Source organism: Sphingobium sp. TCM1 (genome assembly GCF_001650725.1).
Classification (GTDB): Bacteria; Pseudomonadota; Alphaproteobacteria; order Sphingomonadales; family Sphingomonadaceae; genus Sphingobium.
Genome location: NZ_LXVX01000039.1, coordinates 69,754 through 93,839, shown reverse-complemented (window position 1 = coordinate 93,839; position 24,086 = coordinate 69,754). Strand labels below are relative to the sequence as shown.

The window sequence follows — 24,086 nt, the reverse complement described above, 5'->3', positions numbered from 1 at the left end:
CGCAAATTCTTCACTGCGCAGGGCACTGGACAGGTGGCCGAGTGGTTAAAGGCAGCAGACTGTAAATCTGCCCGGGTTTCCCGTACGCTGGTTCGAATCCAGCCCTGTCCACCACTGCATCGGGCCCGATGCAGCCGGCCCCTTACGGGACTGGAAACAGGCCAGTGTGGACGCATAGCTCAGTTGGTAGAGCAGCTGACTCTTAATCAGCGGGTCCTAGGTTCGAGCCCTAGTGCGTCCACCACCACCTTCCTTGGGATGATGATAGCTTCGCCCGCATGTCGCGGACGAGGGGCGGCGCGCCGCACGCGCCTTGCCGCATGGAAACGAAATCGCCATCGGGACGTTCGCCGGACAATCTCCGTTCATCCTATCCTGGTTATCCCGTCCCCTGCATGACCCTTGACCGTCGCGACCTTCTGATCCGCACGCTCGGCGGCGCCTTCGCGCTTGGCCTGCCGCGCCGCGCGCTGGCGCAGACCGATGTCGAGCGGGTCGACGCCCTCATCTCCAAGATGACGATCGAGGAGAAGGCCGGGCAGATGACCTGCCTTGCCGACTCGTTCCGCCCCTTCAACCCGCCCAACCCCCAGGCCGGCATCCAGGACGAAAAACGGCTGGCCGAGGAAATCCGCAAGGGCCGGGTCGGGTGCCTGTTCAACGGCATCGGCGTCGCCGGCGCGCGACGGGCGCAGGACATCGCGGTCAGGGACAGCCGCCTCGGCATCCCCCTGCTGTTCGCCGGGGACGTAATCCATGGCCTCAAGACCATCTTTCCCGTGCCGCTCGCCGAAGCCTCCAGCTTCGATCCCGACCTGTGCCAGCGCACCGCGCGCGCCATGGCCGTGGAAGCCACTGCCGCCGGCCTTCATCTCACCTTCGCGCCGATGGTGGATGTCGCCCGCGACCAGCGCTGGGGCCGCGTGGTCGAAGGGGCGGGGGAGGACGTGACCCTCACTGGCCTGCTCTCGGCCGCCCGCATCCGCGGCTTCCAGGGCCGCGACTTGCGCCGCGATGATTCGCTGCTCGCCTGCCCCAAGCATTTTGCCGCCTATGGCGCGGTCGCCGCCGGGCTCGAATATGGCAATGTCGACATCAGCGAGGAGACGCTGCGCGAAACCCATCTGCCCCCCTTCGGGCAGGCTTTCGCCGCCGGCGCGCTGACCACCATGGCCGCCTTCAACGAGATCAACGGCGTGCCCGCCACCGCCGACGGCGAACTGCTCACCGACATATTGCGCGGCGAGATGCAGTTTCGCGGCTTCGTCTTTTCCGACTACACCGCCGACGAGGAACTGGTCGCCCACGGCTTTGCGGAGGATGCGCGCGATGCCGCCCGCCTCGCCGTCCTCGCCGGGGTCGATATGTCGATGCAGAGCGGCCTCTTCATCCGCTACCTCCCCGAACTGGTGAAGAGCGGCGCGGTGCCGATGGGCACGGTCGACGTCGCCGTGCGCCGCATTCTCTATGTAAAGGCCGCGATCGGGCTGTTCGACAATCCCTATCGCTCGCTCAACGCGGAAGCGGAACAGACGCGCATCTACACAGCGGCCCACCGCGGCCTGGCGCGCGAGGCGGCCGCGCGCTCGGTCGTGCTGCTCAAGAATGCGGGCGTCCTGCCGATCGACCCGGCCAAGGGGCAGAGCATCGCCCTGATCGGGCCGTTCGCGGAGGACACGGCCAATCTCTACGGCCCCTGGGCCTTTTACGGCGATCCGGGCAAGGGCGTCGACATCGCCACCGGCCTGCGCGCGGCGCTGCCGGATGCCGCGAAACTCAGCGTCACGCGCGGCAGCGACATCAGCGGCGCGATCGACGGCGGCATCGCGCAGGCGGTGACGGCGGCGAAGGCGGCAGACATCGTCCTGCTCGCCATCGGTGAATCGCAAGCCATGTCGGGCGAGGCCCAGTCGCGCACCGTCATCGACATTCCCGCCGCACAGCAGGCCCTGGCGGACGCGGTGGTCGCCACCGGCAAGCCCGTCGTCATCCTTCTGCGCCATGGCCGCGCGCTGGCCCTGCATGGCGGAGTCGCCGACGCGCAGGCGATCCTCGCAACCTGGTTCCTGGGGAGCGAGGCCGGCCACGCCATCGCCGACATCCTGCTCGGCAGGGTCGATCCGTCGGGCAAGCTGCCCGTCAGCTTCCCTTGGGAAAGCGGGCAGGAGCCATTCTTCTACGATCGCAAGTCCACCGGCCGTCCGGTGGTGGACGATCGCACCGAATATAAGGCGCGCTACACCACCACCGACAACAGCGCCCGCTTCCCCTTCGGCCACGGCCTCAGCTACACCGATTTCGCGCTCGACCGGCTGAAGCTGTCGGACAGCGCGCTGCGCTGGGATTCTGCGATCGAGATTACCGTGCGCGTCACCAATGCGGGCGGGCGCAAGGGCAGCGAAGTCGTCCAGCTCTATATTCGCGACCGCGTCGCCAGCCGCACGCGTCCGATTCGCGAACTCAAGCGCATGGCGCGCGTCACCCTGGCACCGGGCGACAGCCGGATCGTCCGCTTCTCCCTGTCGCGCACCGATCTCGAATTTGTCGGCGCCCGCAACCGCCGGATCGCGGAGCCGGGCCTGTTCGACCTGTGGGTGGGATCATCGTCGGTCGGCGGCCTGCACGCGCAGTTCACCCTTTATGCCGACATGCCTGCGCCGTCGCCCGCAGGCGGCTGACGGCTCCTGTGGCTCAGCCCTTGCCGAGCTTGTCCGCATAGAGCATCCGCCCCGGACCCAGCAGCCCCAGCACCTGCGGCACGATGTGCGGGGCGACCGCGAAACAGCCTTCGGACCGGCCGCACTTGCCCCAGGCGGCGACATGGTCCTCGCTCACATAATCGGCGCCATGGACGACGATGGCGCGTGCCTCGGCATTGCTGTTCTGCGGGTCGAGGCCCAGCAGGCGCATCGACCGGCCATGCTGGCCGACATACATCTCGCCCGTCCGGAAAGCGCCGGAACTGCTGGCGAGCGAATCGAACTCGTTGGAAAAGCTGTGCAGCCATCCCGAATGGCCGGGGTCGGACCCGCGGCCATGGGACACCAGATAGCTGTTGGCCTGGCCGCTGATAAGGTCGACGATATGCATCCGCATGTCCTTCGACGGCGCGTCGAAGTCGACGATCGCCACCCGGTCGCGCAGCGCGAAATGATGGGCATGACGGTCCAGCGCCGCCCTGGCCCGTTCCAGCAGCGCCGCATAGGGTTTTTGCGGCGCCGGGCGCGGCGTAGCGGGAACCGGCGCGGGGCTCACGGGTTCGGGAGCGATGGGCAGCGCGGCGCGGCCCATGCTGTCGGGCAGAAACGAAAAGGCGAGTCCGCTCAAAGCGAACTTCGTGAAATTACGGCGATCCATTGGAGCAATATAGCAAAGCTGGCGCCCCGGTTGAAGACCGGGGCGAACAGACTCATTCGCCCGTGCCGCTCGCTTCGCCCACCGGCTGGCTCTGCTCGCCGTCCTGGGGCAGGCGCGACGTCATGCCGGTCGCTTCGGCATCGTCCAGTATCTGCTGTTCCTCCGATACGGTCGGCGGTGGCGCGGCCGGAGTCGCGACCGCGTTGTTCTGCGGTTCGGACAACGGCGCCTCGGGTTCCTCAATGATTACATTCTCGACCGGCGGCTCGACCAGATTGTTGGTCGCCGGAGCCTCCTCTTCTTGTCTGCCGCAGGCGGCCAGGGTCAGCGCGCCGGCAAGGGCGATCAGGGCATATTTGCGCATGGGGGCGTCAGTCCTTCGATGCGATGGTGGTGGGGGATGGGGCGGCGGTTGGGTCGGCGCGACGGCTCGACGCCTCGATCTTCTGCGCGAGCAGCCTGTCCCAGCCATAGGGATCGGCGCGGAAGCTGACCGTGCCGTTGGGGCTGGCGAAGGCGGTCCAGTAGAGCAGGTAGACCGCCACCTCCTGCGGTAGCGACACGCGCTGGGTCTTGCCCTCGTCGATCAGCGCCTGGATCTGGCCGTTGAGGTTGGGGTCGGCCGCGACCATCTGCTCGGCGAGCGCGACCGGCTTTTCCAGCCGGATGCAGCCATGGCTGGCGAGCCGGTCATAGCTGGAGAATTTTCCGCGCGACGGGGTGTCGTGCAGATAGACGGCAAAGCTGTTGTTGAAGTCGAACTTCAGCCGCCCCAGCGCGCTGTTCGGCCCGGCGGGCTGGACGATGCGCTCGCCGCCCTCGGGCGTCTTGACGATCTTGTAGCCCTGGCGGATCAGCGTCGCGCGGCCCTTGGGGAACAGTTCCCGCTTGGCGATCGACATCGGGACGTTCCAGGGCGGGTTGACCACGATGGAATGGATGCTGGAAGACAGCATCGGCGTCGCATTGTCGGGGCTGCCGGTCACGGCGCGCATCGAACTGACCGGCTGGTCGCCCTCGAACACGGTCAGCACGGCGGCGGCGATGTTCACCTGCACCCGGTTGACCGGCAGGCTGCGCGGCATCCAGCGCCACCGCTCCATGTTCGCCATGATCGCGGCGATGCGCTCGTCCACGCCGACATTGAGCGCGGCCAGCGTGCGCGCGCCCAGCTGGCCCGTCGGTTCCAGACCGTAGCGGCGCTGGGCGCGCTGGATCACGTCGACCAGCGGCTCGTCGCGCGTGACGGCGGGGTCTTCCAGCGCGATCCGCGCCCGCACCACATCGGGGGCGGATGTGGCGGTCAGCGTCGGCCAGCCGCCCTTGTCGCGGATCGCCTCATATCGGGTCAGGCCCTTGCGCAGCGTTTCATAGCCGGCCCAGGGCGGGGTCAGGCCTGCGGCCCATTGTTGCAGCCGATCTTCCGCCACCGCCTTGGCCAGCGCAGGGCGCGGGTCGAAGGCGGCCGGGCGCAGCGCCCAGATATTCAGGAAATCGGCGGTATCGACCCGGCCGGTCGACAGCGCCTTGGCCCGGTCGACCAGCGCGCCGACCAGCGCATCGCCCTTCAATGGCCCGCTCGCCTTCTGCCGCGCCATCAGGCCCTGCGCCGCGCCATTCTTCAGCCAGTCGTGCGCCCAGGCCTCCTGCGCCGGGGAGAGCGCCGGGATCGGCACCGGCGGCGGCGGGGCGGGCAGCGGCTGGACGGTGGCAGGAGGCAATGTGGGCGCGACCGCCGGGGGTGGCGTCTGTGCGAAGGCGGCGACATGGCCCAGCCCGGCAAGGGCCAGCAGCGGGAAACGGATCATCTTGGGACGGTTCATGCTGGACCAGATAGCGCAAAGCCGCCATCGTTCAAATCGCGATAGCGGGAAAAGATCATGCTGCACGTTGTTCACCATCCCGCCTATGTCTCGCCTGCAACACCCGGCAGCCGCTTTCGTTTCGACAAATATGGGCTGGTGATGGAAGCGCTGCGGGAAAGCGGCGCCTCCTGCCATGTCCATGAACCGCAACCGATGCCGCGCGACTGGATCGAAGCGGTGCATGATCCGGCCTATGTCAATGAAGTGCTGACCCTGTCGGTCCCGCCGGAAAAGACGCGGCGGATCGGCTTTCCGGTGACGGAGCGGGTGATGCGCCGGTCGATCCTGTCGCCGGGCGGCACCTGGGCGGCGGCCAAGCTGGCGATCCGCCATGGCTATGCCGCCAATGCGGCGGGCGGCAGCCATCATGCGCTGGCCGATACCGGCGCGGGCTATTGCGTGTTCAACGATCTCGCTATCGCCGCCAACCGGCTGGTGGCGGAAGGGGATGCCGCCCGCATCCTCATCCTCGACCTCGACGTGCATCAGGGCGACGGCACGGCGTCGCTGCTGGCGGGACGCGGCGACATCTTCACCCTGTCGGTCCACGCCGAAAAGAATTTCCCGGTGCGAAAGGCCCGTTCGACGCTCGACATCGGGCTGGAGGACGGGACCGGGGATTCCGCCTATCTGGCGCTGCTCGCCGACATCGTGCCGCGCGTGCTGGATGATTTCGCGCCGGACCTGATCCTCTACCAGGCGGGGGTCGACCCGCATGAGGAGGATCGGCTGGGCCGGCTGGCGCTGACCGATGCCGGGCTGGACGCCCGCGACCGCTATGTGGTGCGGCAGGCGCGGGAACGGGACGTGCCGCTCGCCAGCACGCTGGGCGGCGGCTATGGCGAGGACCGGATGCGGGTCGCCCGCCGCCATGCCGACAGCATGATCCGAATGGCCGAGGAAGCGGTCAGCGCGGCGTATCGCCAGGCCTGACCACAATCTTCGTCTCCATCAGCTTCGCGGCGATCAGCCCGGCCGCCGCCAGGGCCACGAAATCGCTGAAGGCGAGGTAGAGGATATAGCCCCAGGGCGCATGGTTGAACACGGCCTGCCCGATATGGAGCCACAGCACCGCCGCCAGCGCGAACAGGATCGTCACCCGCGCGCGGCTGGCGAAGTCCGCGAGGGCGAAGCGCAGCGCCAGCGCGATCACTACGCCCACCGCCAGCGCCAGCACCAGCCCGCCGATCAGCGCGCCGCCGTCCATGACGGGAAAGCCGCTGCTATTGTAGAAGATCTGCGCCACCGGGCCACGGCCGTAGAGGATCGTGCCCTGCGCCGTCGAAGGATCGGGTATGACGTATACGCCGGTGCCCGTGGCGTTCAGCGCCTGCGCCATTGCCGCCTGGAGGTTGGCGCTCGCCTGGTCCCCGACCCGGCTCAGCGCCAGCGCGGACAGCGGCGTGCCCCAGAAGAGAAATCCTGTAACGAAGATGGCCAGCCCGCCCAGCAGGCCGCCGATCACTGTCCGAACCATATTCCCTCCCCATGTGGACGCGAAGCTGACGCCTCAACGCGGGAAGGGCGGTTTCTTTCCGGTCAGTCCGTCGGGCGCGCCGCCTTTTCGGCGATGCCCGACACGCCTTCGCGCCGGTCCAGTTCGTCCAGCACCGCGTCGAACGGCACGTCGAGGTCGGCCAGCAGCAGCATCAGGTGAAAGATCAGGTCGGCGCTTTCGCCGATCGCGCCCTCCCGGTCGTCGGCCATGGCGGCGATCACCGTCTCGACCGCTTCCTCGCCGACCTTCTGCGCGATCTTGGCGCGGCCCCGGGCGGACAGCTTGGCGACATAGGAGGCCGACGGGTCTGCGCTCCGCCGCTGGCGGATGGTCTGCTCCAGATTGTGCAGCGTGTCGCGCATCGTCATTCTCCCGTCACCGGCACGCGCACCGGCACGCCCGCCGCCGCCAGCGCCCGATGCGCCTCCGCGATCGTGTGCTGGCCGAAATGGAAGATGGAGGCGGCCAGCACGGCGCTGGCATGGCCCTCGACCACGCCCTCGACCAGATGGTCCAGCGTGCCGACGCCGCCGCTGGCGATCACCGGGATCGCCACCGCATCGGCGATCGCGCGGGTCAGCGCCAGGTCATAGCCCTGCTTCGTGCCGTCCCCGTCCATGGACGTGACCAGCAATTCCCCCGCGCCCAGCTCGGCCAGGCGCAGCGCATGGTCCAGCGCGTCGATGCCGGTCGGCTTCCGCCCGCCATGGGTGAAGATTTCCCAGCGCGGCGTGCCGTCGGCATTTGATCCGGCGCGCCGGGCGTCGACCGATCCGACGATGCACTGGCTGCCGAATCGGTCGGCAATGTCGGCGACCAGTTCGGGCCGGGCGACCGCCGCGCTGTTGACGGCGACCTTGTCCGCTCCGGCAAGCAGCAGCGCGCGCGCATCGTCCGCGCTGCGCACGCCGCCGCCCACGGTGACGGGCATGAAGCAGACCTCGGCGGTGCGGCGCACCACGTCCAGGATGGTGCCGCGCGCCTCATGGGTCGCGGTGATGTCGAGGAAGCACAGCTCGTCCGCCCCGGCCGCGTCATAGAGTTTCGCCTGCTCGACCGGATCGCCGGCATCCTTCAGGTCGACGAAATTGACACCCTTCACCACGCGTCCATTGGCGACGTCGAGGCAGGGAATGACACGGGTGCGGACGGTCATGGGGCTGGTTTCCAGGTGTCCGTTCGAAACGAACGGCGGTTGTACGATATGGTTTATGCCGCCGCCTGCGCTACCGCCAGAGCGGTCTTGAGATCGAGGCGGCCATCATAGAGCGCGCGGCCGGTGATGACGCCCTCTATCCCGTCATCGGCATGGAGGCTGAGGATGCGGATGTCCGCGATCCCCGCCACGCCGCCGCTGGCGATCACCGGAATGTCGGTGGCGCGGGCGAGATCCACGGTCGCGTCGACATTGCAGCCCTTGAGCATCCCGTCGCGGCCGACATCGGTGAACAGCAGGCTGGCCACGCCCGCGTCCTCGAACCGGCGGGCGAGGTCGATGACGGCCATGTCGCTCTTTTCCGCCCAGCCGTCGGTCGCGACGAAGCCGTCGCGCGCATCGACCGCGACGACGATGCCGCCGGGAAAGTCGCGCGCCGCCGCCTTGACGAAGGCGGGGTCTTTCAGCGCCGCCGTGCCGATCACGATGCGCGATACGCCCAGGTCGAACCAGCGCTCGACCGATTCCCGGTTGCGGATGCCGCCGCCCAGCTGGACATGGCCGGGAAAGGCTTCCACGATCTTCTCGACGGCTTCGGCATTGACCGCGTGGCCGGCAAAGCTGCCGTCGAGATCGACTACGTGGAGATGCTGGGCGCCCGCTTCAGCGAAGAGCAGGGCCTGCGCGGCTGGATTGTCGCCATAGACGGTGGCGCGGTCCATGTCGCCCTCGGCGAGGCGGACGACCTGCCCCCCTTTGAGGTCGATGGCGGGAAAGACGATCAGCGACATTATCCGATTTCCAAAATGCCGTTCGAACCGAACGGACGTTGCATTATCTCACGGCCGCCAGTTCAGGAAGCGCGCGAGGAACGACAGCCCGTAGCGCTGGCTCTTTTCCGGGTGGAACTGGCAACCGATGATGGTGTCGCGCGCGACCGCGGCGACCAGCGGCCCGCCATGGTCGGTCGTCGCTGCCACATGGGCGGGGTCGGCCGCCTCGAAATGATAGCTGTGCAGGAAATAGGCCTCGCCCGCCTCCAGCAGCGTCGAAATCCCCTGGTCCGCTCTATTCAGGACCACATCGTTCCAGCCCATGTGCGGCACCTTGATCGCGGCGTCGCCCGGTTCGATCCGCCGCACCGTGCCGGGAATCCAGCCCAGCCCCTCATGCCGGCCGAACTCCTCGCCCGCGTCGGCGAGCAGCTGCATCCCAACGCACACGCCCAGAAAGGGCGTGCCGCGCTGGCCCACCGCCTCGCCCATCGCCTCGACCATGCCGGGGATCGCCACCAGAGCGTCGCGGCACGCGCGGAAGGCGCCCACGCCCGGCAGGACGATCCGATCGGCCCGGCGCACCAGATCGGCGTCGGCGGTGATGACGACATCGTCCGCCCCGGCCTTGCGCAGGGCATTATGGACCGAATGGAGATTGCCCGCGCCATAGTCGATCAGGGCGATCATGGCAGCAATGTCTCCAGATTGACGCTGGCGGCCCGTGCCGGATGGAACTCGATGAGCTCGAAGGATGCAGCGCCATTGGCGACGAAAGGATCGGTCGCCGCCTTGGCCGCGATCTCCGCCCGCTCGCCCCGCGCCATCAATATACCCCCGGTGCGCGGCTCGCGCCGTCCGGCCAGTAGCAGCCAGCCATCGGCGATCCCCTGGTCCAGCCAGGCGCGATGATCCGCCAGATGGCCGTCCAGCACATCGATCGGCGCCGTATAGGTCAGCGAAATGATGAACATGGAAACGGCCCTTCTATGCGTGTCTGCTTACAAAATGCCCTTGGTCGAGGGTATCGCATCCGCCTTGCGCGGGTCGATCTCCACCGCTTGCCGCAGCGCGCGGGCCAGCCCCTTGAACGCGCTTTCGACGATATGGTGGTTGTTGCTGCCATAGAGAAATTCGATGTGCAGCGTGATGCCGGCGGCCTGGGCGAAGCTGTGGAAGAAATGTTCCACCATCTCGGTGTCCCACTCGCCGATCTTCTGCACGGTGAAGGGCAGCTTGCACACCAGCCAGGGACGCCCTGAAATGTCGAGCGACACGCGAGTCAGCGTCTCGTCCATCGGCGAATAGACATTGCCGTACCGGCTGATGCCGCGCTTGTCGCCCAGCGCCTTCGCCACCGCCTCGCCGATCGCGATCGCCGTGTCCTCGGTGGTGTGATGCTGGTCGACATGCAGGTCGCCGACAGTCTTCACATCCATGTCGATCAGCGAATGGCGCGACAGCTGCTCGATCATATGATCGAAAAAGCCGATGCCCGTCGACACCGTATAAAGGCCCGTCCCGTCGAGGTTGACGGTGACGTCGATCTGGGTTTCCGCCGTGTTGCGGTGAATCTCGGCCTTGCGCATGGCCGCCCTATAGCGCGTGCCGCCAGTCTTGCAATCTGCTCGTGCAGGGGTTGACCGCCTGTTTCGTGCCGCTAGGACATTGGGCCATGAGCGACGACCTGCCCGATAGCCTGATTCCCTATGACGAAATCGTGCAGGAGGCCCTGCGCGCGGTCGTCGGGCGGGTGCTGGGCGAAGTGCAGCAGACCGGCGGCCTGCCGGGCGCGCATCATTTCTACATCACCTTCAAGACGCAGGCGCCGGGCGTCGAGATTCCGAAGCAGCTGGTGGAACGCTTCCCGGACGAAATGACCATCGTCCTCCAGAACAAGTTCTGGGATCTCAAGGTCAGCGGCACCCATTTCGAGGTCAGCCTGACCTTCAACCAGGTCGCGGCCCATCTCTTCATTCCCTTCGGCGCGATCACCGCCTTCGTCGATCCGGCCGTCAATTTCGCGCTCCAGTTCCAGGTGGCGGCCGACGAGGAGCCGGAACCCCATGACGCCGCCGAAAATGACGGCCCGCAGGTGACGAGCGAGGACGGCTCCAACGTCGTCACCGTGGATTTCGGCAAGAAGAAATAAGCCGCCGGCGCGCCAGCCGTCCCTGCGCGCGTAGCATCCTTTTCGCTTGGGCACGATTTTCTCTCATGGGGAATGTCGATCACTCTGACCCAATCGATTCGTTTCAGCAATGAAGCGCCCCCCTCTATCGCTTCCCCGGCTCCCAGGAGCAGGATCGCAACGGATACAGGGGAAAAACCATGTCCAAATCGCATATTTCGCTCATCGCGCTGATGGCCGCGGCGATGGCGCCCGCGCTGGCGGCAACGCCCGCCCGCGCCGCCGAACCGGCCATGACCACCAAGGACTGGTGGCCGCAGACGCTCGACCTTTCCGCCCTGCGCCAGCATGAGGCGACCCGCGCCAATCCCTATGGCGCCGACTTCGACTATGCCGCCGAATTCGCCACGCTCGATCTCGACGCGGTGAAGGCGGATCTGCGCAAGGTGCTGACCACCTCGCAGCCCTGGTGGCCGGCCGATTATGGCCATTACGGCCCCTTCTTCATCCGCATGGCCTGGCACAGCGCGGGCACCTACCGCACCGGCGACGGGCGCGGCGGGTCCGACGGCGGCGAGCAGCGGTTCGAGCCGCTCAACAGCTGGCCCGACAATGTCAGCCTGGACAAGGCCCGCCGCCTGGTCTGGCCGATCAAGCAGAAATATGGCCGCAAGATCAGCTGGGGCGACCTCATGGTCCTGGCCGGCAATGTCGCGCTGGAGGATATGGGCTTCAAGACCATCGGCTTCGCCGGCGGCCGCGTTGACGCCTGGCAGCCCGACCTGGTCTTCTGGGGGCCGGAAAAGAAATTCATGGCCGATCAGCGCCGCGACGCGAAGGGCAATCTGAAGGGACCGCTCGCCGCGACCCAGATGGGTCTCATCTACGTCAATCCCGAAGGCCCGAACGGCAATCACGATCCGCTGGCCGCCGCCGCCGACATCCGCCGCGCCTTCGGCAACATGGCGATGAATGACGAGGAAACCCTCGCTCTGATCGCGGGCGGCCACACCTTCGGCAAGGCGCATGGCGCGCACAAGCCCGAAGAGTGCATGGGCGCCGACCCGTCGGCCGCCGGCATCGAGGGCCAGGGGCTGGGCTGGAAGAACAAGTGCGGCAAGGGCAATGCCGAAGATACGATCACCAGCGGCCTCGAAGGCGCCTGGTCGGCCAATCCGATCGCCTTCACCACGCAATATCTCGACAATCTGTTCGGCTTCGACTGGGTGAAGACGAAAAGCCCGGCCGGCGCCACCCAGTGGATTCCCACCGATCCTGCCGCGGCCCAGCTCGTCCCCGACGCGCATGTGAAGGACAAGCGCCACGCGCCGATCATGTTCACCACCGACATCGCGATCAAGGAAGACCCCGGCTTCCGCAAGATCGCCGAGCGCTTCCACAAGGATCCGGAGGAATTTTCCGCCGCTTTCGCCCGCGCCTGGTTCAAGCTGACCCATCGCGACCTCGGCCCCAGCGCCCGCTATCTGGGCAAGGACGCGCCGGCGCAGAGCTTCTCCTGGCAGGATCCGCTGCCCAAGGCGACCTATGCCGCGATCACCGATGCCGACGTGGCCCAGCTCAAGTCACGCATCCTCGCGTCGGGCCTGACCGGGCCGGAACTGGTGCGTACCGCCTGGGCCTCGGCTTCCACCTTCCGCTCGACCGACATGCGCGGCGGGGCGAATGGCGCGCGCGTGCGGCTTGATCCGCAGATCAACTGGGCGGTCAACGACAAGGCCGAACTGACCAGGGTCGTGGGCAAGCTTGACGCCATCCGCACCGCCTTCAACAAGGCGGCGGCCGGCCGGCAGGTCAGCCTTGCCGACCTGATCGTGCTGGGCGGCAACGCCGCGGTGGAGCAGGCCGCGTCGAAGGCCGGCTACAGCGTCACCGTGCCGTTCAAGCCGGGCCGTGTCGACGCGACCCAGGCCGACACCGACGTCCAGTCCTTTGCCTTCCTCGAGCCGAAGGCCGACGGCTTCCGCAACTATTACGCCGCCAATTCCAATCTCGCTCCGGCCGAAGCGCTGGTGGACAAGGCCGACATGCTCGACCTGACCGTGCCGGAAATGACCGTGCTGCTGGGCGGCCTGCGCGCGCTCGACGCCAATAGCGGCAAGTCGCGGAACGGGGTGTTCACCACCCGTCCGGGCCAGCTCAGCAACGACTATTTCGTGAACCTGCTGGACATGGGCACGGTCTGGTCGAAGTCGGCGACGGACGCGACCCTCTATGAAGGGCGCGACCGCAAGAGCGGCGCGCTGCGCTGGATGGCGACCCCGGTCGATCTCATCTTCGGGTCGAACTCCGAACTGCGCGCCGTGTCGGAAGTCTATGCTTCCGACGACGCGAAGCAGAAGTTCGTCACCGACTTCGTGGCCGCCTGGGCCAAGGTGATGGATGCCGACCGCTTCTGACCATCAGGCATGACGACAGGGCCGGCGGCGATTCGTTCGCCTCCGGCCCATTTTTTCGGGAAAGCCGCCCATGAAGACCATTCCTTTCCCCACGTTCCGCGCCGCCGCTTTGCTGCTGCCCGCGGCCGCGGGAACGGCCGCCCACGCCCAGGCGCCTACCACTGGCTTCACGCCCTGCGCCGCCTGCCATGCGACTGCGCCGGGCAAGACCAGCTTTGGCCCCAATCTGCGCGGCGTCGCCGGCCGCAAGGCGGCCAGCCTGCCCGGCTACAGCTACAGCCCGGCGCTCAAGGCATCGGGCCTCACCTGGGACGCCGCCACTCTCGACCGCTGGCTCACCGCCCCGCAAAAGCTGGTGCCCGGCACGAAAATGCCTTTCCCTGGCATCCCGGACGCCACGCGACGGCGGCAGGTGGTGGACTATCTGCTGAGCCTGCGGTGAGGGGCTGAGCGACATGGTCGGCCATGTCGCGCGCGCCCGTCATCGGACGGATGCGGCCTTGACCGGGCGCTGTGCCCCGACGTCAGAAGCGGCGATGATCTTTCCCGTCGATCAGGTCGCAACTGCCCCGGAACCCATAGGAATCAAGGCCGCGGATGCTGATCTGGCCGCTCCGCCGGTTGATCGTGATTGCCGGCTTGTTGAGGCCGTTGAGGCGATATTTGGCATGGATGACGTCAGGCCCGCTCTCGACATCGTAGAGATCCCACCAGCCATCATGGCCACGCGAGTTGATCGGCGGAACCAGCTTCTTGGGCAGACTGATCCGTCCGCCATTGTCCCATAGCTGGATCATGACGGATGCATCGAATTGCTGCGGCGCCAACTCCGTGCGGTTGCCATAGTCGTAGCGATTGCGCCGACTGTTCCACGACCACCCATAGCTGGTCGCCAGGCCGGGCCTTTCGCCATCGCCGAAGCAGACCAGGCCCAGGTCGACGTCATAGTCGCCCACCCGCAACGGGCCTTGGTCGCCGGCATAGCTCGGCGATTCACGCCGGGGGTTCGGTCGCGCATAGCCGATGTCGGGACGGTCGGTCGCATCGCGGTCCATCGTCCGCCGCGCATCATGCCCGGCCCGCCCGCCCGCGCTCTGGTTGCAATCGGGGGCAGGGGTCGATGTGATGGAGGCATAGCGACCGTCCATCGTCGCCACGGTGACGCATTGGCGTGTCTCGCGATTCCACCAATAGCTATATTTGCGATCGTCGCCCGTCTCGGTCTTCACGAACATATAGCCGCGCGACTGGATCGCCGTTTCCGCTCCCGCCGCGCGTGCGCCCACCAGATCGCGGACATCATCGGGCGTCTGCGCCTGGACAGCGCTCGAACCGGCTGCCGCAGCAGCTAAAGCCATGGCCCACATCTTCATGATCTGCCTCCATTATTTTCCGCTATGGTGATCGGAACGCGTTGGCTTGTCGAAAGGGAGTTGCGGAATGGTGAAGGGTGCACGTGCACCTCTTGATCCAATGTCGCACATCGTGCGGCTCACATCATCCTGTCACATGGGGCAGATCGCCTTGCCCGTGCGACCCGATCGCAGGCTCTTGACCCATGTCAGCGGATCATGAGGGACAGGGCGAGGAACATCACGAGGGCGAAGGAAGAAGCGGTCAATGCCTGGCCAAAGCCGCGCAGCAGGGAGATGTCCAGCTTCCGCGAAAACCATAATGACTGGACGCTGAGATACCATCCGAACGCGGCAAGCACCAGCGCCAGGCCGCCGCTTCGCCCCATCGGGACATGCGATTCGGCGAGCAGCGCGCCCAATCCCACGAACAACGCCAATGGCGCGGCGGTGAAGCACTGGCCGTAGAAAGGGCGCCGCAAATTCTCCTGCGTCAGCCGGACGCCCTGCCGGCGAAGCAGGCGCACCGCCATCATCAACGTGAACAGGCTGAACAGGATCAGGCGGAGAGTCAGCAGCGCCAGATCGGAATCCACCATGGCGGCCAGGCCGTGGCGGTCGGCCAGCAGGGGGTTCTGGCCCGCCACGACCGTTTCGATGCCGTGCGAAATGAGCAAGGTCAGGAACAGGAAAAGCGGTGGCCGGATCGCGTCGTCATACTGGTTTTCCGGACGATCCGAAACCTCCCGATCGGCATAGGCCATCATGTGCAACGGCCGGACCAGGATGCGCCAGAAGGTGATGGGATAGAAGACGAGCCACCCCATTACCGTGTAGAGCGCTTCGTCCAGGGACTCGATGATCTTCATGAAATCCATGGACGAAATGTCTCCCTGTTTTTTGGAATGTCGAACAGGCAGCGCGCTTTGTCGATAGATGATCCGCTCTTGCCGCCGCGCGCGGCGGGCGCGGCTCAGGTCGCTGTCCTACAGCCCCCGGCCCGTGCCATAACCATCCCCGCTCTTTCGCACTGTCCGCTCCTCGCCGTCCCGCGCCGCGCTTCGCTCCGGCGCGCGGCATTTTGCAGAAATTCTCCTATTGCGAAATCGACGCCACCCGTCCGGACCGACGCTTTTGCGTCGGCCACGACACTGTATATTTCGCAAGGCCGCGCCGACTTGCCAAATACCACTGCGGCGCGCGCCGCTCCGCCCGCTGCCGCGCCGGAATGGCCTCCCGATCCGGCCCCTGATTCGAAAAATGCGGCATCGCGGCAATGGGGCATTTCCGCGGCGCGGGAAAATGCCTAAAGCCCGCCTCCATGCTGAACCTCAATGCCATCACCGTGCGCCTGGGCGGCCGCACCATTCTCGACCGCGCCAGCGCCGCGCTGCCGCCGCGCAGCCGCGTGGGCCTCATCGGCCGCAACGGCGCGGGCAAGTCCACGCTGATGAAGGTGATGATCGGCCAGCTCGACCCGGACGAAGGGTCGTGCGACATGCCCCGCGACACGCGCCTCGGCTATATCGCGCAGGAAGCGCCGTCGGGCACGTCGACCCCCTTCGACACCGTGCTTGCCGCCGACAAGGAACGCGCGGCGCTCATGGCCGAGGCCGAACATACCGAAGACCCCGACCGCCTCGGCCATATCTATGAGCGGCTGACGACGATCGACGCCTATACCGCCCCGGCTCGCGCCGCCCGCATCCTGGTCGGCCTTGGTTTCGACGAGGAAATGCAGGGCCGTCCGCTCGACAGCTATTCGGGCGGCTGGAAGATGCGCGTGGCGCTCGCCGCGCTTCTCTTCTCCAACCCCGACCTGCTGCTGCTCGACGAACCGTCGAACCACCTCGACCTCGAAGCCACGCTCTGGCTGGAAAATTTCCTCAAGGCCTATCGCGGCACCGTGGTCGTCATCAGCCACGAACGCGACCTGCTCAACAATGTGGTCGACTATATCCTTCATCTGGAGGGCGGGAAGGTCACGCTCTATCCCGGCGGCTATGACGCGTTCGAGCGGCAGCGCGCCGAAAGGCTGGCCCAGCTCGAATCCGCCCGTGCCAAGCAGCAGGCGGAGCGGGAGAAGTTGCAGGACTATGTCGCCCGCAATTCGGCCCGCGCCTCGACCGCGAAACAGGCCCAGTCCAGAGCCAAGGCGCTGGCCCGGATGCAGCCCATCGCCGCCGCTATCGAGGATCCGACGCTGCATTTCGGCTTCCCCAGTCCCGCCGAACTGCGCCCGCCACTCATCACCATGGATATGGCGGCGGTCGGCTATACCGACACGCCGATCCTGCGCCGGGTGAACCTGCGCATCGATCCCGACGACCGGCTGGCGCTGCTCGGTCGCAACGGCAACGGCAAGACGACGCTGGCCCGCCTCATCGCCGCGCAGCTGGCGCCGATGGAAGGCACGGTGCAGGCCACGTCGAAGATGAATGTCGGCTACTTCACCCAATATCAGGTGGAGGAACTGGACATCACCGACACGCCGCTGGAGCACATGACCCGCGTCATGAAGGGCGCGACCCCCGGCGCGGTGCGGGCCCAACTCGGCCGCTTCGGCTTTTCGGGCGAGCGCGCGACGCAGAAGGTCGGCTCCATGTCCGGCGGCGAGCGCGCCCGACTGGCGCTCGCGCTCATAACCCGCGACGCGCCGCACCTGCTGATCCTCGACGAACCGACAAACCACCTCGACGTCGACAGCCGCGAAGCGCTGGTGCAGGCCTTGAACGACTATAGCGGCGCAGTGGTGATCGTCTCCCACGACCGCCACATGATCGAACTGGTGGCCGACCGCCTCGTCCTGGTCGACAATGGCACCGCCCAGCCATTCGACGGGTCGCTGGATGATTATACCGACATCATCCTGCGCAAGGCGGATGGCAATGGAAGCAGCGGGGGCGACGCGCCGAAGGTCGACCGCAAGGCCGACAAGCGCGCGGCAGCCGAATGGCGCGAAAAGCAGAAGACGCTCAAGAACGCGCTCAACAAGGCGGAGCGGGAAATGGCGGCCCTGTCCGCCGAGCGCAGCCGCATCGACCAGGCGCTGTTCGACCCCAAGGCCGCGACCGGCGCGGAGGCGAAGATGACCACCAGCGAACTGATGGTGAAGCGCGCCGCCGTCGAAAAGAAGCTGGAAGCGGCCGAGGAAGTCTGGATGGAAGCGAGCGCGGCGCTGGAGGCGGGCTGATCCTTCTCCGTTCGTTTCGAGCCTGGTCGGGGAACGGCGGCGCCCCGCTGCCCGCGTCTCGGCCGGCCCGAAGCGACCGGCCTGTGGTCAGAAGGCCCGCTCCAGCAGCACCAGCCCCGGATCGCCCTCGACGGCCCTGGCGGAAAAGCCCATTTCCCGCTCAAGGCTGATGGCGGCGCGGTTCTCCCGGCTCTCGATCGACTGGAGCCGTGTCACGCCCCAGCTGCGTGCCTCCTGCGCGACATGATCCAGCAGCGTCCAGCCTATCCCCTTGCCCTTGAAGTCAGGCAGTATGGAGATGGCGACCTCGCCGGTTCGGCCGTCCGGGTCCGCCGCCAGCGTCGCCGCCGCGATGATCTCGTCGTTCCCCGGCACGAAGGCCAGGAACGTCTCATGCCGGTGATAGGCGAAGTCGGCCAGCTCGTGCAGTTGCCCCGGACTGACCTGCGGCGCCGCCGACAGGAACCGGAAGCGCCGGTCATCGTCGGTGACCTCCGCGAAGAAGGCGGCGAGCCCCGGTTCGTCGGCATGGGTGGCGAGGCGAATGTCGAAGCGGAATCCATATCGGGTTTCGAGCGCGATCATCGGAAATCTCCAGTCGGAAGACGGCAGGCGCCGGCTCCGTCCGGCCCGCCTCATGCGGCTTTTGATCGGATCTGGGCGCTGCACATGCTATAAGGACTATCCCTGATGGCGAGCCGGTGGGGGTAAGGCCTAGCTTGCAGGCAGCGATACTCTTGCTGGGAGCCCTGCGATGAAGACGGTCCTGCTGCATATCCATGACGATCGAGGTGCCGACAGCCGTATGCAGGCGGCCTGCGACATCGCCCGTGCCTGCAATGCCCATGTCCAGTGCGTCCAGGTGACGCCCATGCCCGACCTGATCGCCGCCGACGTCTATGGCGGCGCGGGCTATGCGCCCACGATCGCGGCCGAACTGCACGCCATCGACGAAAGTTACCGCGCCAAGGTGGAAGCGCATCTCGACCGCGAGGACATCGCCTGGGACTGGCGGCAGATTGATGGCGACAGCATCGCGAGCCTGCTCGCCGCCGCGCGCCTCTCCGACCTGATCGTCGCCACCTTGCCCGAAGGGCGGCGGAGCGACGCCATGGACCCCTTGCCGATCGTCGCGGACCTGGCGCTCGGTGGCCGCACGCCGGTTCTCGCCGTGCCGCAGAGCGCGCGCTCGGTCACGATCACGGGACGGGCGCTGGTTGCCTGGGATGGCTCGTCCGAGTCCTGCGCCGCGCTGCGTGCCGCGGTGCCGTTGCTGCGGCTGGCGCAGAGCGTCGACATCGTCACCGTCGAGGAGTCCGACAAGGCCGAATTTCCCGCGACCGGCGCGTCCGAATATCTCGCCCGGCACGGCATCAAGTCGCAACTGCACAGCTGGTCGCGCAAGGACCGCCCGATCGAAATCGCGCTGCGCGAGGCGATCGACACGCTCGGCGCCGACTGGGTGGTGATGGGTGCCTTCGGCCATAGCCGCTGGCGGGAGCTGATGTTCGGCGGCGTCACCCGCGCGATGCTCCGCACGGCGCGGGTTCCGCTGCTGCTGGCGCACTGACGCGGGTCAGCGCCCCATCAGGATGAAGGGCGCCCAGATATAGGGCTGGGCCGCGTCGGGGCGCTCCGACTCGATGAATTTGAGCATCGCCCGTTGCAGCGCGACCGCGCGCGGCAGGCCGCGGCCGGCGCTTTTCACCGTTTCTAGCGTCACAAAGGCGCTGGCATCGTCGCGCACGGGCCAGTGGGACACCAGCAGCGATCCCGCGCCGGCATAGCGGAACGCCTGCGCCAGCCCGGAATAGGCCGCGCCCTTCGCCGATCCGTCACCGGCGGCCGTGTTGCAGGCGGACAGGATCACCCAGTCCGCGCCGATTCGCATGGTGGCGACTTCGGACGCGGTCAGCAGGCCGTCCTCGCCGGTCGCACCGGCGGCAGGCGGGGACAGCACCAGCGCCGGCTCGGCCACCCCCTCCATCTCCCCGCTCACCAGCCCATGGGTCGCGAACAGGATCACGCCATAGGGTGACAGGTCGCGGTCGCGTAGCGCCGCCTCGCTGGCGTGCGCGCCCACGAGCAGGGTGGCGCGCTTCGCTCCGAATCGCGCCGCCACTGCTTGCAGTTCGGCGAGCGATCCGGGCAGCGGAGGCAGTTCCGCCAGGGCGCGGCTATCGGCCCCTCCGTTGCGGAAATAATGTTGGGCCGCCATCGGCGCGCCGCCGCTTTCCGACTGGATGCCGGCCTGCGCGCCAAAGGCCTGCGGCGCGCCGATCCCCAGGAAACGCTGATCCCGCGCCGCCATCTGCCGCCGGCTGGTCGCGCCGATCGCGAAGCCGGGCTGCACTTCGATGGCAAAGCGGCGGATAAGCCAGGGGGTCTTGCGCTCGACGGCGGCCACGGGCGATTGCGGCAGCATCGCGAAGGGCAGCGAGGCGAAGGCGCCGGTTGGCACGATCCGCAACGTCCGGGCCTTGCCCAATGTCGCCATGATGTCGGGCGTGAAGATTTGCCGATACAGGTCATGCGCGGCCGTCCGGTCGAACCCCTTGGGCGTCAGGGAGGCGCGAAGCCGATCGACTAGCGCGACCATCGCGGCCCGATCCATGCGCGCGCGCGCGATCCGCGTGCCGCCCGGGCCGACCGCCAGCATGTAGACGCCATCGAACGCGGGCATGACCGCCAGCAACGCCTCTTCGCTGCCCAGCTTTGCCCGCAACGCGTCCATGTCGGGCCGCTCGCCGCCCTGCGCCTCGATCCAGCGTGGGTAGTCGCGCGCGATCGCCGCGCGCTCGGCCTCGACCGCGGCCGCCACGACGCCACGATCGGCCCGCGCCTCGGCGACGCCCCTGTCGGTCGCGAGTGCCTTCAGCAGCTTGCTGTCCGCCGCCTCCAGCGTCCTTACCCGGTCCTGCAAGGCGCGCACCCGCGCCGCCAGCGCCTGATCCTCGGTCAGCCGCTGTGCGACGAGCCGGTTGGCCTGCGCGATGCGCGATCCGGCCAGCACGGCCATCGCCTCCAGCGCCAGCGCGGCGTCCTGCGTCTGCGCCGCCACCGCCAGCACCATGTCGAGCGCTGCGCGCTGTTCTTCGGTCAGCTCGCCATTGTCGGTCATGCCCGCACTGTCGCGGAGCACCCCGGCCAGCCGCCCGGCACTTTCCCTCAGCGACCCGACCTGCTGCGCGGTCCAGTCCGACAGCATCGCCGCCTGCGCCAGCGGAAATGCCGGCGCATTGTCGAGTTGCCGCGTCTCGGTGGCGAACGCGCTCGCCGCCGTCCGCGCTTCGTCCATGCGTCCGGTCCCGATCAGCGCCGGGATCAGATAGGGATAGACGCGCTGGCCGATGTCGCGGTCCTTGTCCGACCCGGCCCGCACCCGCGCCAAAGCCATGGTCAGTCGTTCGACCGCTTCGTCGCGCCGGCCCTCCGCCAGGCTGGCCGACCCCGCAAAAGCGAGGGCGCGGGCCGATTGCGGGCTATGTTCGCCCTCTATCTTCCGGAATCCGCGCTCGGCCTCCATGAAAAGCGGACCGGCGTCGGCATAACGTTCCAAGGGCAGCAGTACGGTGCCCAGATTTTGCAGTCCGAACTGGAAATAGAGGCTGTCGGTGCCCACCGTCTCGCGCTTGATGGCGATGGCGCGCTGAAGATAGTCCAGGCTCTCCGCCCGCCGCCCGGTGCGCGACAGCAGCAGGCCCAGCGCTTCGAGCGCGCGGGCATAGCTGGGATGCCTGCGATCGACATGGTCGGTAGCAACGTCGACCGCCAGCCGCGCATATTTTTCCGCCTCGGCGTCCCGCTCGGCGCGGGACAGCAGCTGCGCATAGGTGTAATAGGAACCGATCGCGTCCGCGCTGTTCGGCCCGACGGCGGCGATCCGCGCCTCCATGCTGGCCCGTTGCGCGTCCACCGCTTCTGCGTTGCGGCCAAGGCGGGTGAGCGCCTGCGCATGGCTGAAGGCGATGTTGGAACGCAGCATATGAGCGTCCTTGTCCAGCCTGTCCGCAGGCGTGCGGGCGATGTAGCCGTCCATGTAGCGACTGGCATCGCGCAGTGTCGCCGCGCCTTCCGCCACCTTGCCGAGCGCGACCTGGACATAGCCCTTGATCGACAGTCCCTGCATCCACTGGATGGGATAGGCGTCCGCGAAGGGCGCTAGCAGCGACAGACCCTCGCTCGACCGCGCCAGGGCATCGGGATTTTTGCCGTCGATCTGGTCCATGGAGGACAGGTTGACCAAGGCGACGCCCGCCAGCGGATGAGGCTTCCCCGAAACCTTCACCTTCATCGCTACATCGTGCAGGCGGCTCCAGGCATCGCGCGTCCGTTGCGACATCGAGAGGGCATAATCCGCGCTGTCGAACAGGTCGGACGCCTGACGCTCCAGTTGGCGAAGCCGGGCGTGGCGAGGATCGCTGGACGAAAAAGGTGCGCTCGCCGCCGCCACCGCTGCGGAGGATGGCAGAGCCAGCGCCAGCAGGACGGCCGAACAACGCGTGGAAAGCAGCATATCACCCCCCGCTTGCGAGTCGACCCGCCTGTCTATTCGGTCGCGCGGCGTCGCCCGTCAAGAGCGGTGCGGGGGCGTAACGATCCTCAGGCGATCGTCAGTCGCCAGTCCCAGCGCAGCGGATCGCCGTCCATCACCTCGATCCCCCGGCTGCTCAGTCTATCGCGTATATCGTCCGACAAGGCGAAGTCCTTGTCGGAGCGCGCGGTGGCGCGGCGTTCCAGTTCGGCTTCCACCTCTTCCGGGCTGATCTGCGCATCCTTTGGCCGAATGCGCAGATCGGCGCGGGTCAGCGTCAGGAGATTGAGGCCGAGCGCCTGGTCGAAAGCCGCGATCAGGCAGAGCTTCTCGTCCACGGGTACCTTCTTCATGCCGATGGCCTCTTCTAGCAGCGGCAGGGCACGTGGGGTCATCAGATCGTCGGCGATCGCGGCGTCGAACTGTTCCAGCAGCGGTGCCAGCTTCGGGTGCAGATTGGCGCGCAGATAGTCGAGGCGCGGGGATTGCCAGGTTACGCCCTCGGCGCGCGCCTTCAGCCCCTCGACCCCCATGACCAGCCGCTTGAGCCGCGTCAGCGCCGCCGCCAGATTGTCCGCGCTGAACTCCAGTTCGCTGCGATAATGCGCGCCAAGGCAGAGCATGCGATAGGCGATCGGATGCACGCCAGCGTCGATCAGCGAGAAGAGCGTAGTAAAGCTGCCCTTCGATTTCGACATCTTGCCCTGCCGGTCCACCAGGAAATTATTGTGCATCCACCAGCGCGCGCCGGTGAAGCCCGCCGCCGTCGCACCGGGGCCGCCGCAGCAGGCCTGGAAAGCCTGGTTCTGGGCGATCTCGTTGGGATGGTGGATTTCGCGATGGTCGATGCCGCCGGTATGGATGTCGAACGGCTGGCCCAGCCGCGCCTGGCTCATCACCGAGCATTCCAGATGCCATCCCGGCGCGCCCTTGCCCCAGGGGCTGTCCCATTCCATCTGGCGCTGCTCGCCGGGCGGCGACTTGCGCCAGATGGCGAAGTCGGACGGGTTGCGCTTGCCCGCCACCGGGTCGATCCGGGCATGAGCCGCATCGTCCCGTCCGCCGGCCAGGGCGCCATAATCGGGTACGGTCGTGCTGTCGAAATAGAGGCCACTCTCGAGTTCATAGCAATGATCCGGGGCGATCTTCTCGGCAAATTCGATCATCTGCGGCACATAGTCGGTCGCGACCGTCCATTCGCTGGGCGGCAGGATGTTGAGGTCGGCGATGTTGGACTTGAACGCCTGCGTATAATGGGCCGCAATGTCCCAGATGCTTTTGGCGCTCGCCCGCGCGGCCGCCTCCATCTTGTCGTCCCCCGCATCGGCGTCGCTGGTCAGATGACCGACATCGGTGATGTTGATGATGTGGGTGACGCTCAGCCCCTTCCACAACAGGGTCCGCCGCAGCGTATCGGTGAACACATAGGCGCGCAGGTTGCCGATATGGGCATAGTTGTAGACGGTCGGGCCGCAGCTGTAGACGCGGGCATGATTCGGTTCGATCGGCGCGAACGGCGCGATGGATCGAGTCAGGCTGTTGAACAGGCGCAGTGGCGCGGGGATATGCTGGTCATCGGACATGGCCGCAAGCCATGTCGCGAAGCGGGGCGGGGGTCAATCCTTCCCGGTGCGGGCGCGCGATTGTAATAAAATGTTGCAGTCGGGCCAATCCCTTGCGCGTAGGCGTTCCCCACCCGATATATCCTCTGCGGGCCGGGCCCCTCTGGCGACATGGATTTCCCCCTTGATCCAGTCGCGATGTCGGACCGCATCGGGTGTGCCCGGTGCAGGTTTTGCGGCGATTTGCC

The 24,086-nt window shown here is 67.1% G+C and carries 22 protein-coding genes and 2 tRNA genes; 9 read left to right on the top strand and 15 right to left on the bottom strand.

Annotated elements, in window-relative coordinates:
* Positions 1-27 precede the first annotated feature (27 nt).
* The 3 genes from A7Q26_RS21010 to A7Q26_RS21000 all read left to right on the top strand — a co-directional run bounded on the left by A7Q26_RS21010 (position 28) and on the right by A7Q26_RS21000 (position 2,678).
* A tRNA-Tyr gene (locus A7Q26_RS21010) sits at positions 28-114 on the top strand.
* A gap of 54 nt (positions 115-168) precedes the next feature.
* Positions 169-244, top strand: a tRNA-Lys gene (locus A7Q26_RS21005).
* Between the two features lie 151 nt (positions 245-395).
* The gene (locus A7Q26_RS21000; RefSeq protein WP_066865211.1) at positions 396-2,678 is read left to right on the top strand and encodes a glycoside hydrolase family 3 N-terminal domain-containing protein; all 2,283 of its coding nucleotides are present in this window, start codon (positions 396-398) and stop codon (positions 2,676-2,678) included.
* Positions 2,679-2,691: 13 nt separating this feature from the next.
* Here the strand turns inward: A7Q26_RS21000 and A7Q26_RS20995 are convergent, their stop codons facing one another.
* From A7Q26_RS20995 to A7Q26_RS20985, 3 genes are read right to left on the bottom strand one after another with little or no spacing between them, the layout of a single operon-like run.
* Complete coding sequence (locus tag A7Q26_RS20995) at positions 2,692-3,357, bottom strand: murein L,D-transpeptidase catalytic domain family protein (protein WP_066864037.1); 666 nt, start codon at positions 3,355-3,357, stop codon at positions 2,692-2,694.
* A gap of 52 nt (positions 3,358-3,409) precedes the next feature.
* Positions 3,410-3,721: a hypothetical protein gene (locus A7Q26_RS20990; protein WP_066864034.1), complete on the bottom strand. Its 312-nt coding sequence runs from the start codon at positions 3,719-3,721 to the stop codon at positions 3,410-3,412.
* 7 nt (positions 3,722-3,728) lie between these two features.
* Complete coding sequence (locus tag A7Q26_RS20985) at positions 3,729-5,180, bottom strand: L,D-transpeptidase family protein (RefSeq protein ID WP_066865208.1); 1,452 nt, start codon at positions 5,178-5,180, stop codon at positions 3,729-3,731.
* A gap of 57 nt (positions 5,181-5,237) precedes the next feature.
* Between A7Q26_RS20985 and A7Q26_RS20980 the strand changes: the two genes are divergently transcribed.
* On the top strand, positions 5,238-6,155 hold the full coding sequence (locus tag A7Q26_RS20980; RefSeq protein ID WP_066864031.1) for a histone deacetylase family protein: 918 nt from the start codon (positions 5,238-5,240) through the stop codon (positions 6,153-6,155).
* On the opposite strand, the gene A7Q26_RS20975 is transcribed toward A7Q26_RS20980, so the two are convergent.
* The 7 genes from A7Q26_RS20975 to hisB all read right to left on the bottom strand — a co-directional run bounded on the left by A7Q26_RS20975 (position 6,130) and on the right by hisB (position 10,238).
* Positions 6,130-6,699 carry a hypothetical protein gene (locus tag A7Q26_RS20975; protein ID WP_066864027.1) on the bottom strand — a complete coding sequence of 190 codons (570 nt, stop codon included), beginning with the start codon at positions 6,697-6,699 and terminating at the stop codon, positions 6,130-6,132. The two genes, A7Q26_RS20980 and A7Q26_RS20975, sit on opposite strands and share 26 nt — an antisense overlap.
* 62 nt (positions 6,700-6,761) lie before the next feature.
* Positions 6,762-7,082, bottom strand: a complete 321-nt coding sequence (locus tag A7Q26_RS20970; protein ID WP_066864024.1) for a phosphoribosyl-ATP diphosphatase — start codon at positions 7,080-7,082, stop codon at positions 6,762-6,764.
* A 2-nt stretch (positions 7,083-7,084) separates the two neighbouring features.
* A complete protein-coding gene (gene hisF, locus A7Q26_RS20965) occupies positions 7,085-7,876 on the bottom strand; it encodes an imidazole glycerol phosphate synthase subunit HisF (protein WP_066864021.1) in 792 nt (263 codons plus the stop codon).
* A gap of 53 nt (positions 7,877-7,929) precedes the next feature.
* Entirely contained in the window at positions 7,930-8,667 is a 738-nt protein-coding gene (gene hisA / locus A7Q26_RS20960) for a 1-(5-phosphoribosyl)-5-[(5-phosphoribosylamino)methylideneamino]imidazole-4-carboxamide isomerase (RefSeq protein ID WP_066864018.1), read from the bottom strand.
* Positions 8,668-8,715: 48 nt separating this feature from the next.
* A complete protein-coding gene (hisH, locus tag A7Q26_RS20955) occupies positions 8,716-9,339 on the bottom strand; it encodes an imidazole glycerol phosphate synthase subunit HisH (RefSeq protein WP_066864016.1) in 624 nt (207 codons plus the stop codon).
* Positions 9,336-9,623 carry a YciI family protein gene (locus A7Q26_RS20950; protein ID WP_066864014.1) on the bottom strand — a complete coding sequence of 96 codons (288 nt, stop codon included), beginning with the start codon at positions 9,621-9,623 and terminating at the stop codon, positions 9,336-9,338. The genes hisH and A7Q26_RS20950 overlap by 4 nt, the downstream gene beginning before the upstream one ends.
* 27 nt (positions 9,624-9,650) lie before the next feature.
* Positions 9,651-10,238, bottom strand: a complete 588-nt coding sequence (gene hisB, locus A7Q26_RS20945; protein WP_066864011.1) for an imidazoleglycerol-phosphate dehydratase HisB — start codon at positions 10,236-10,238, stop codon at positions 9,651-9,653.
* Between the two features lie 86 nt (positions 10,239-10,324).
* Here hisB and A7Q26_RS20940 point away from each other — a divergent pair, with 86 nt between their 5' ends.
* The 3 genes from A7Q26_RS20940 (at position 10,325) to A7Q26_RS20930 (ending at position 13,639) form a co-directional block, all read left to right on the top strand.
* On the top strand, positions 10,325-10,801 hold the full coding sequence (locus A7Q26_RS20940) for an SspB family protein (RefSeq protein ID WP_066864008.1): 477 nt from the start codon (positions 10,325-10,327) through the stop codon (positions 10,799-10,801).
* A gap of 179 nt (positions 10,802-10,980) precedes the next feature.
* Positions 10,981-13,197: a catalase/peroxidase HPI gene (katG, locus tag A7Q26_RS20935; RefSeq protein WP_066864005.1), complete on the top strand. Its 2,217-nt coding sequence runs from the start codon at positions 10,981-10,983 to the stop codon at positions 13,195-13,197.
* Between the two features lie 70 nt (positions 13,198-13,267).
* The gene (locus A7Q26_RS20930; protein WP_066864002.1) at positions 13,268-13,639 is read left to right on the top strand and encodes a c-type cytochrome; all 372 of its coding nucleotides are present in this window, start codon (positions 13,268-13,270) and stop codon (positions 13,637-13,639) included.
* A gap of 82 nt (positions 13,640-13,721) precedes the next feature.
* On the opposite strand, the gene A7Q26_RS20925 is transcribed toward A7Q26_RS20930, so the two are convergent.
* The gene (locus A7Q26_RS20925; protein ID WP_066863999.1) at positions 13,722-14,570 is read right to left on the bottom strand and encodes a hypothetical protein; all 849 of its coding nucleotides are present in this window, start codon (positions 14,568-14,570) and stop codon (positions 13,722-13,724) included.
* 188 nt (positions 14,571-14,758) lie between these two features.
* Positions 14,759-15,418 carry a hypothetical protein gene (locus tag A7Q26_RS20920; protein ID WP_198163014.1) on the bottom strand — a complete coding sequence of 220 codons (660 nt, stop codon included), beginning with the start codon at positions 15,416-15,418 and terminating at the stop codon, positions 14,759-14,761.
* 452 nt (positions 15,419-15,870) lie between these two features.
* Between A7Q26_RS20920 and A7Q26_RS20915 the strand changes: the two genes are divergently transcribed.
* Positions 15,871-17,742 (top strand): ABC-F family ATP-binding cassette domain-containing protein, encoded by a 1,872-nt coding sequence (locus A7Q26_RS20915; RefSeq protein WP_066863994.1) that lies wholly within the window; start codon positions 15,871-15,873, stop codon positions 17,740-17,742.
* A gap of 87 nt (positions 17,743-17,829) precedes the next feature.
* On the opposite strand, the gene A7Q26_RS20910 is transcribed toward A7Q26_RS20915, so the two are convergent.
* Positions 17,830-18,327: a GNAT family N-acetyltransferase gene (locus A7Q26_RS20910; RefSeq protein ID WP_066863991.1), complete on the bottom strand. Its 498-nt coding sequence runs from the start codon at positions 18,325-18,327 to the stop codon at positions 17,830-17,832.
* Positions 18,328-18,496: 169 nt separating this feature from the next.
* Between A7Q26_RS20910 and A7Q26_RS20905 the strand changes: the two genes are divergently transcribed.
* The gene (locus tag A7Q26_RS20905; RefSeq protein WP_066863988.1) at positions 18,497-19,312 is read left to right on the top strand and encodes a universal stress protein; all 816 of its coding nucleotides are present in this window, start codon (positions 18,497-18,499) and stop codon (positions 19,310-19,312) included.
* Positions 19,313-19,318: 6 nt separating this feature from the next.
* On the opposite strand, the gene A7Q26_RS20900 is transcribed toward A7Q26_RS20905, so the two are convergent.
* Together A7Q26_RS20900 and cysS are read right to left on the bottom strand one after the other, a co-directional pair.
* Positions 19,319-22,258, bottom strand: a complete 2,940-nt coding sequence (locus A7Q26_RS20900) for a CHAT domain-containing protein (RefSeq protein WP_066863985.1) — start codon at positions 22,256-22,258, stop codon at positions 19,319-19,321.
* Between the two features lie 86 nt (positions 22,259-22,344).
* Positions 22,345-23,859 (bottom strand): cysteine--tRNA ligase, encoded by a 1,515-nt coding sequence (gene cysS / locus A7Q26_RS20895; protein WP_066863982.1) that lies wholly within the window; start codon positions 23,857-23,859, stop codon positions 22,345-22,347.
* Between the last annotated feature and the right edge of the window lie 227 nt (positions 23,860-24,086).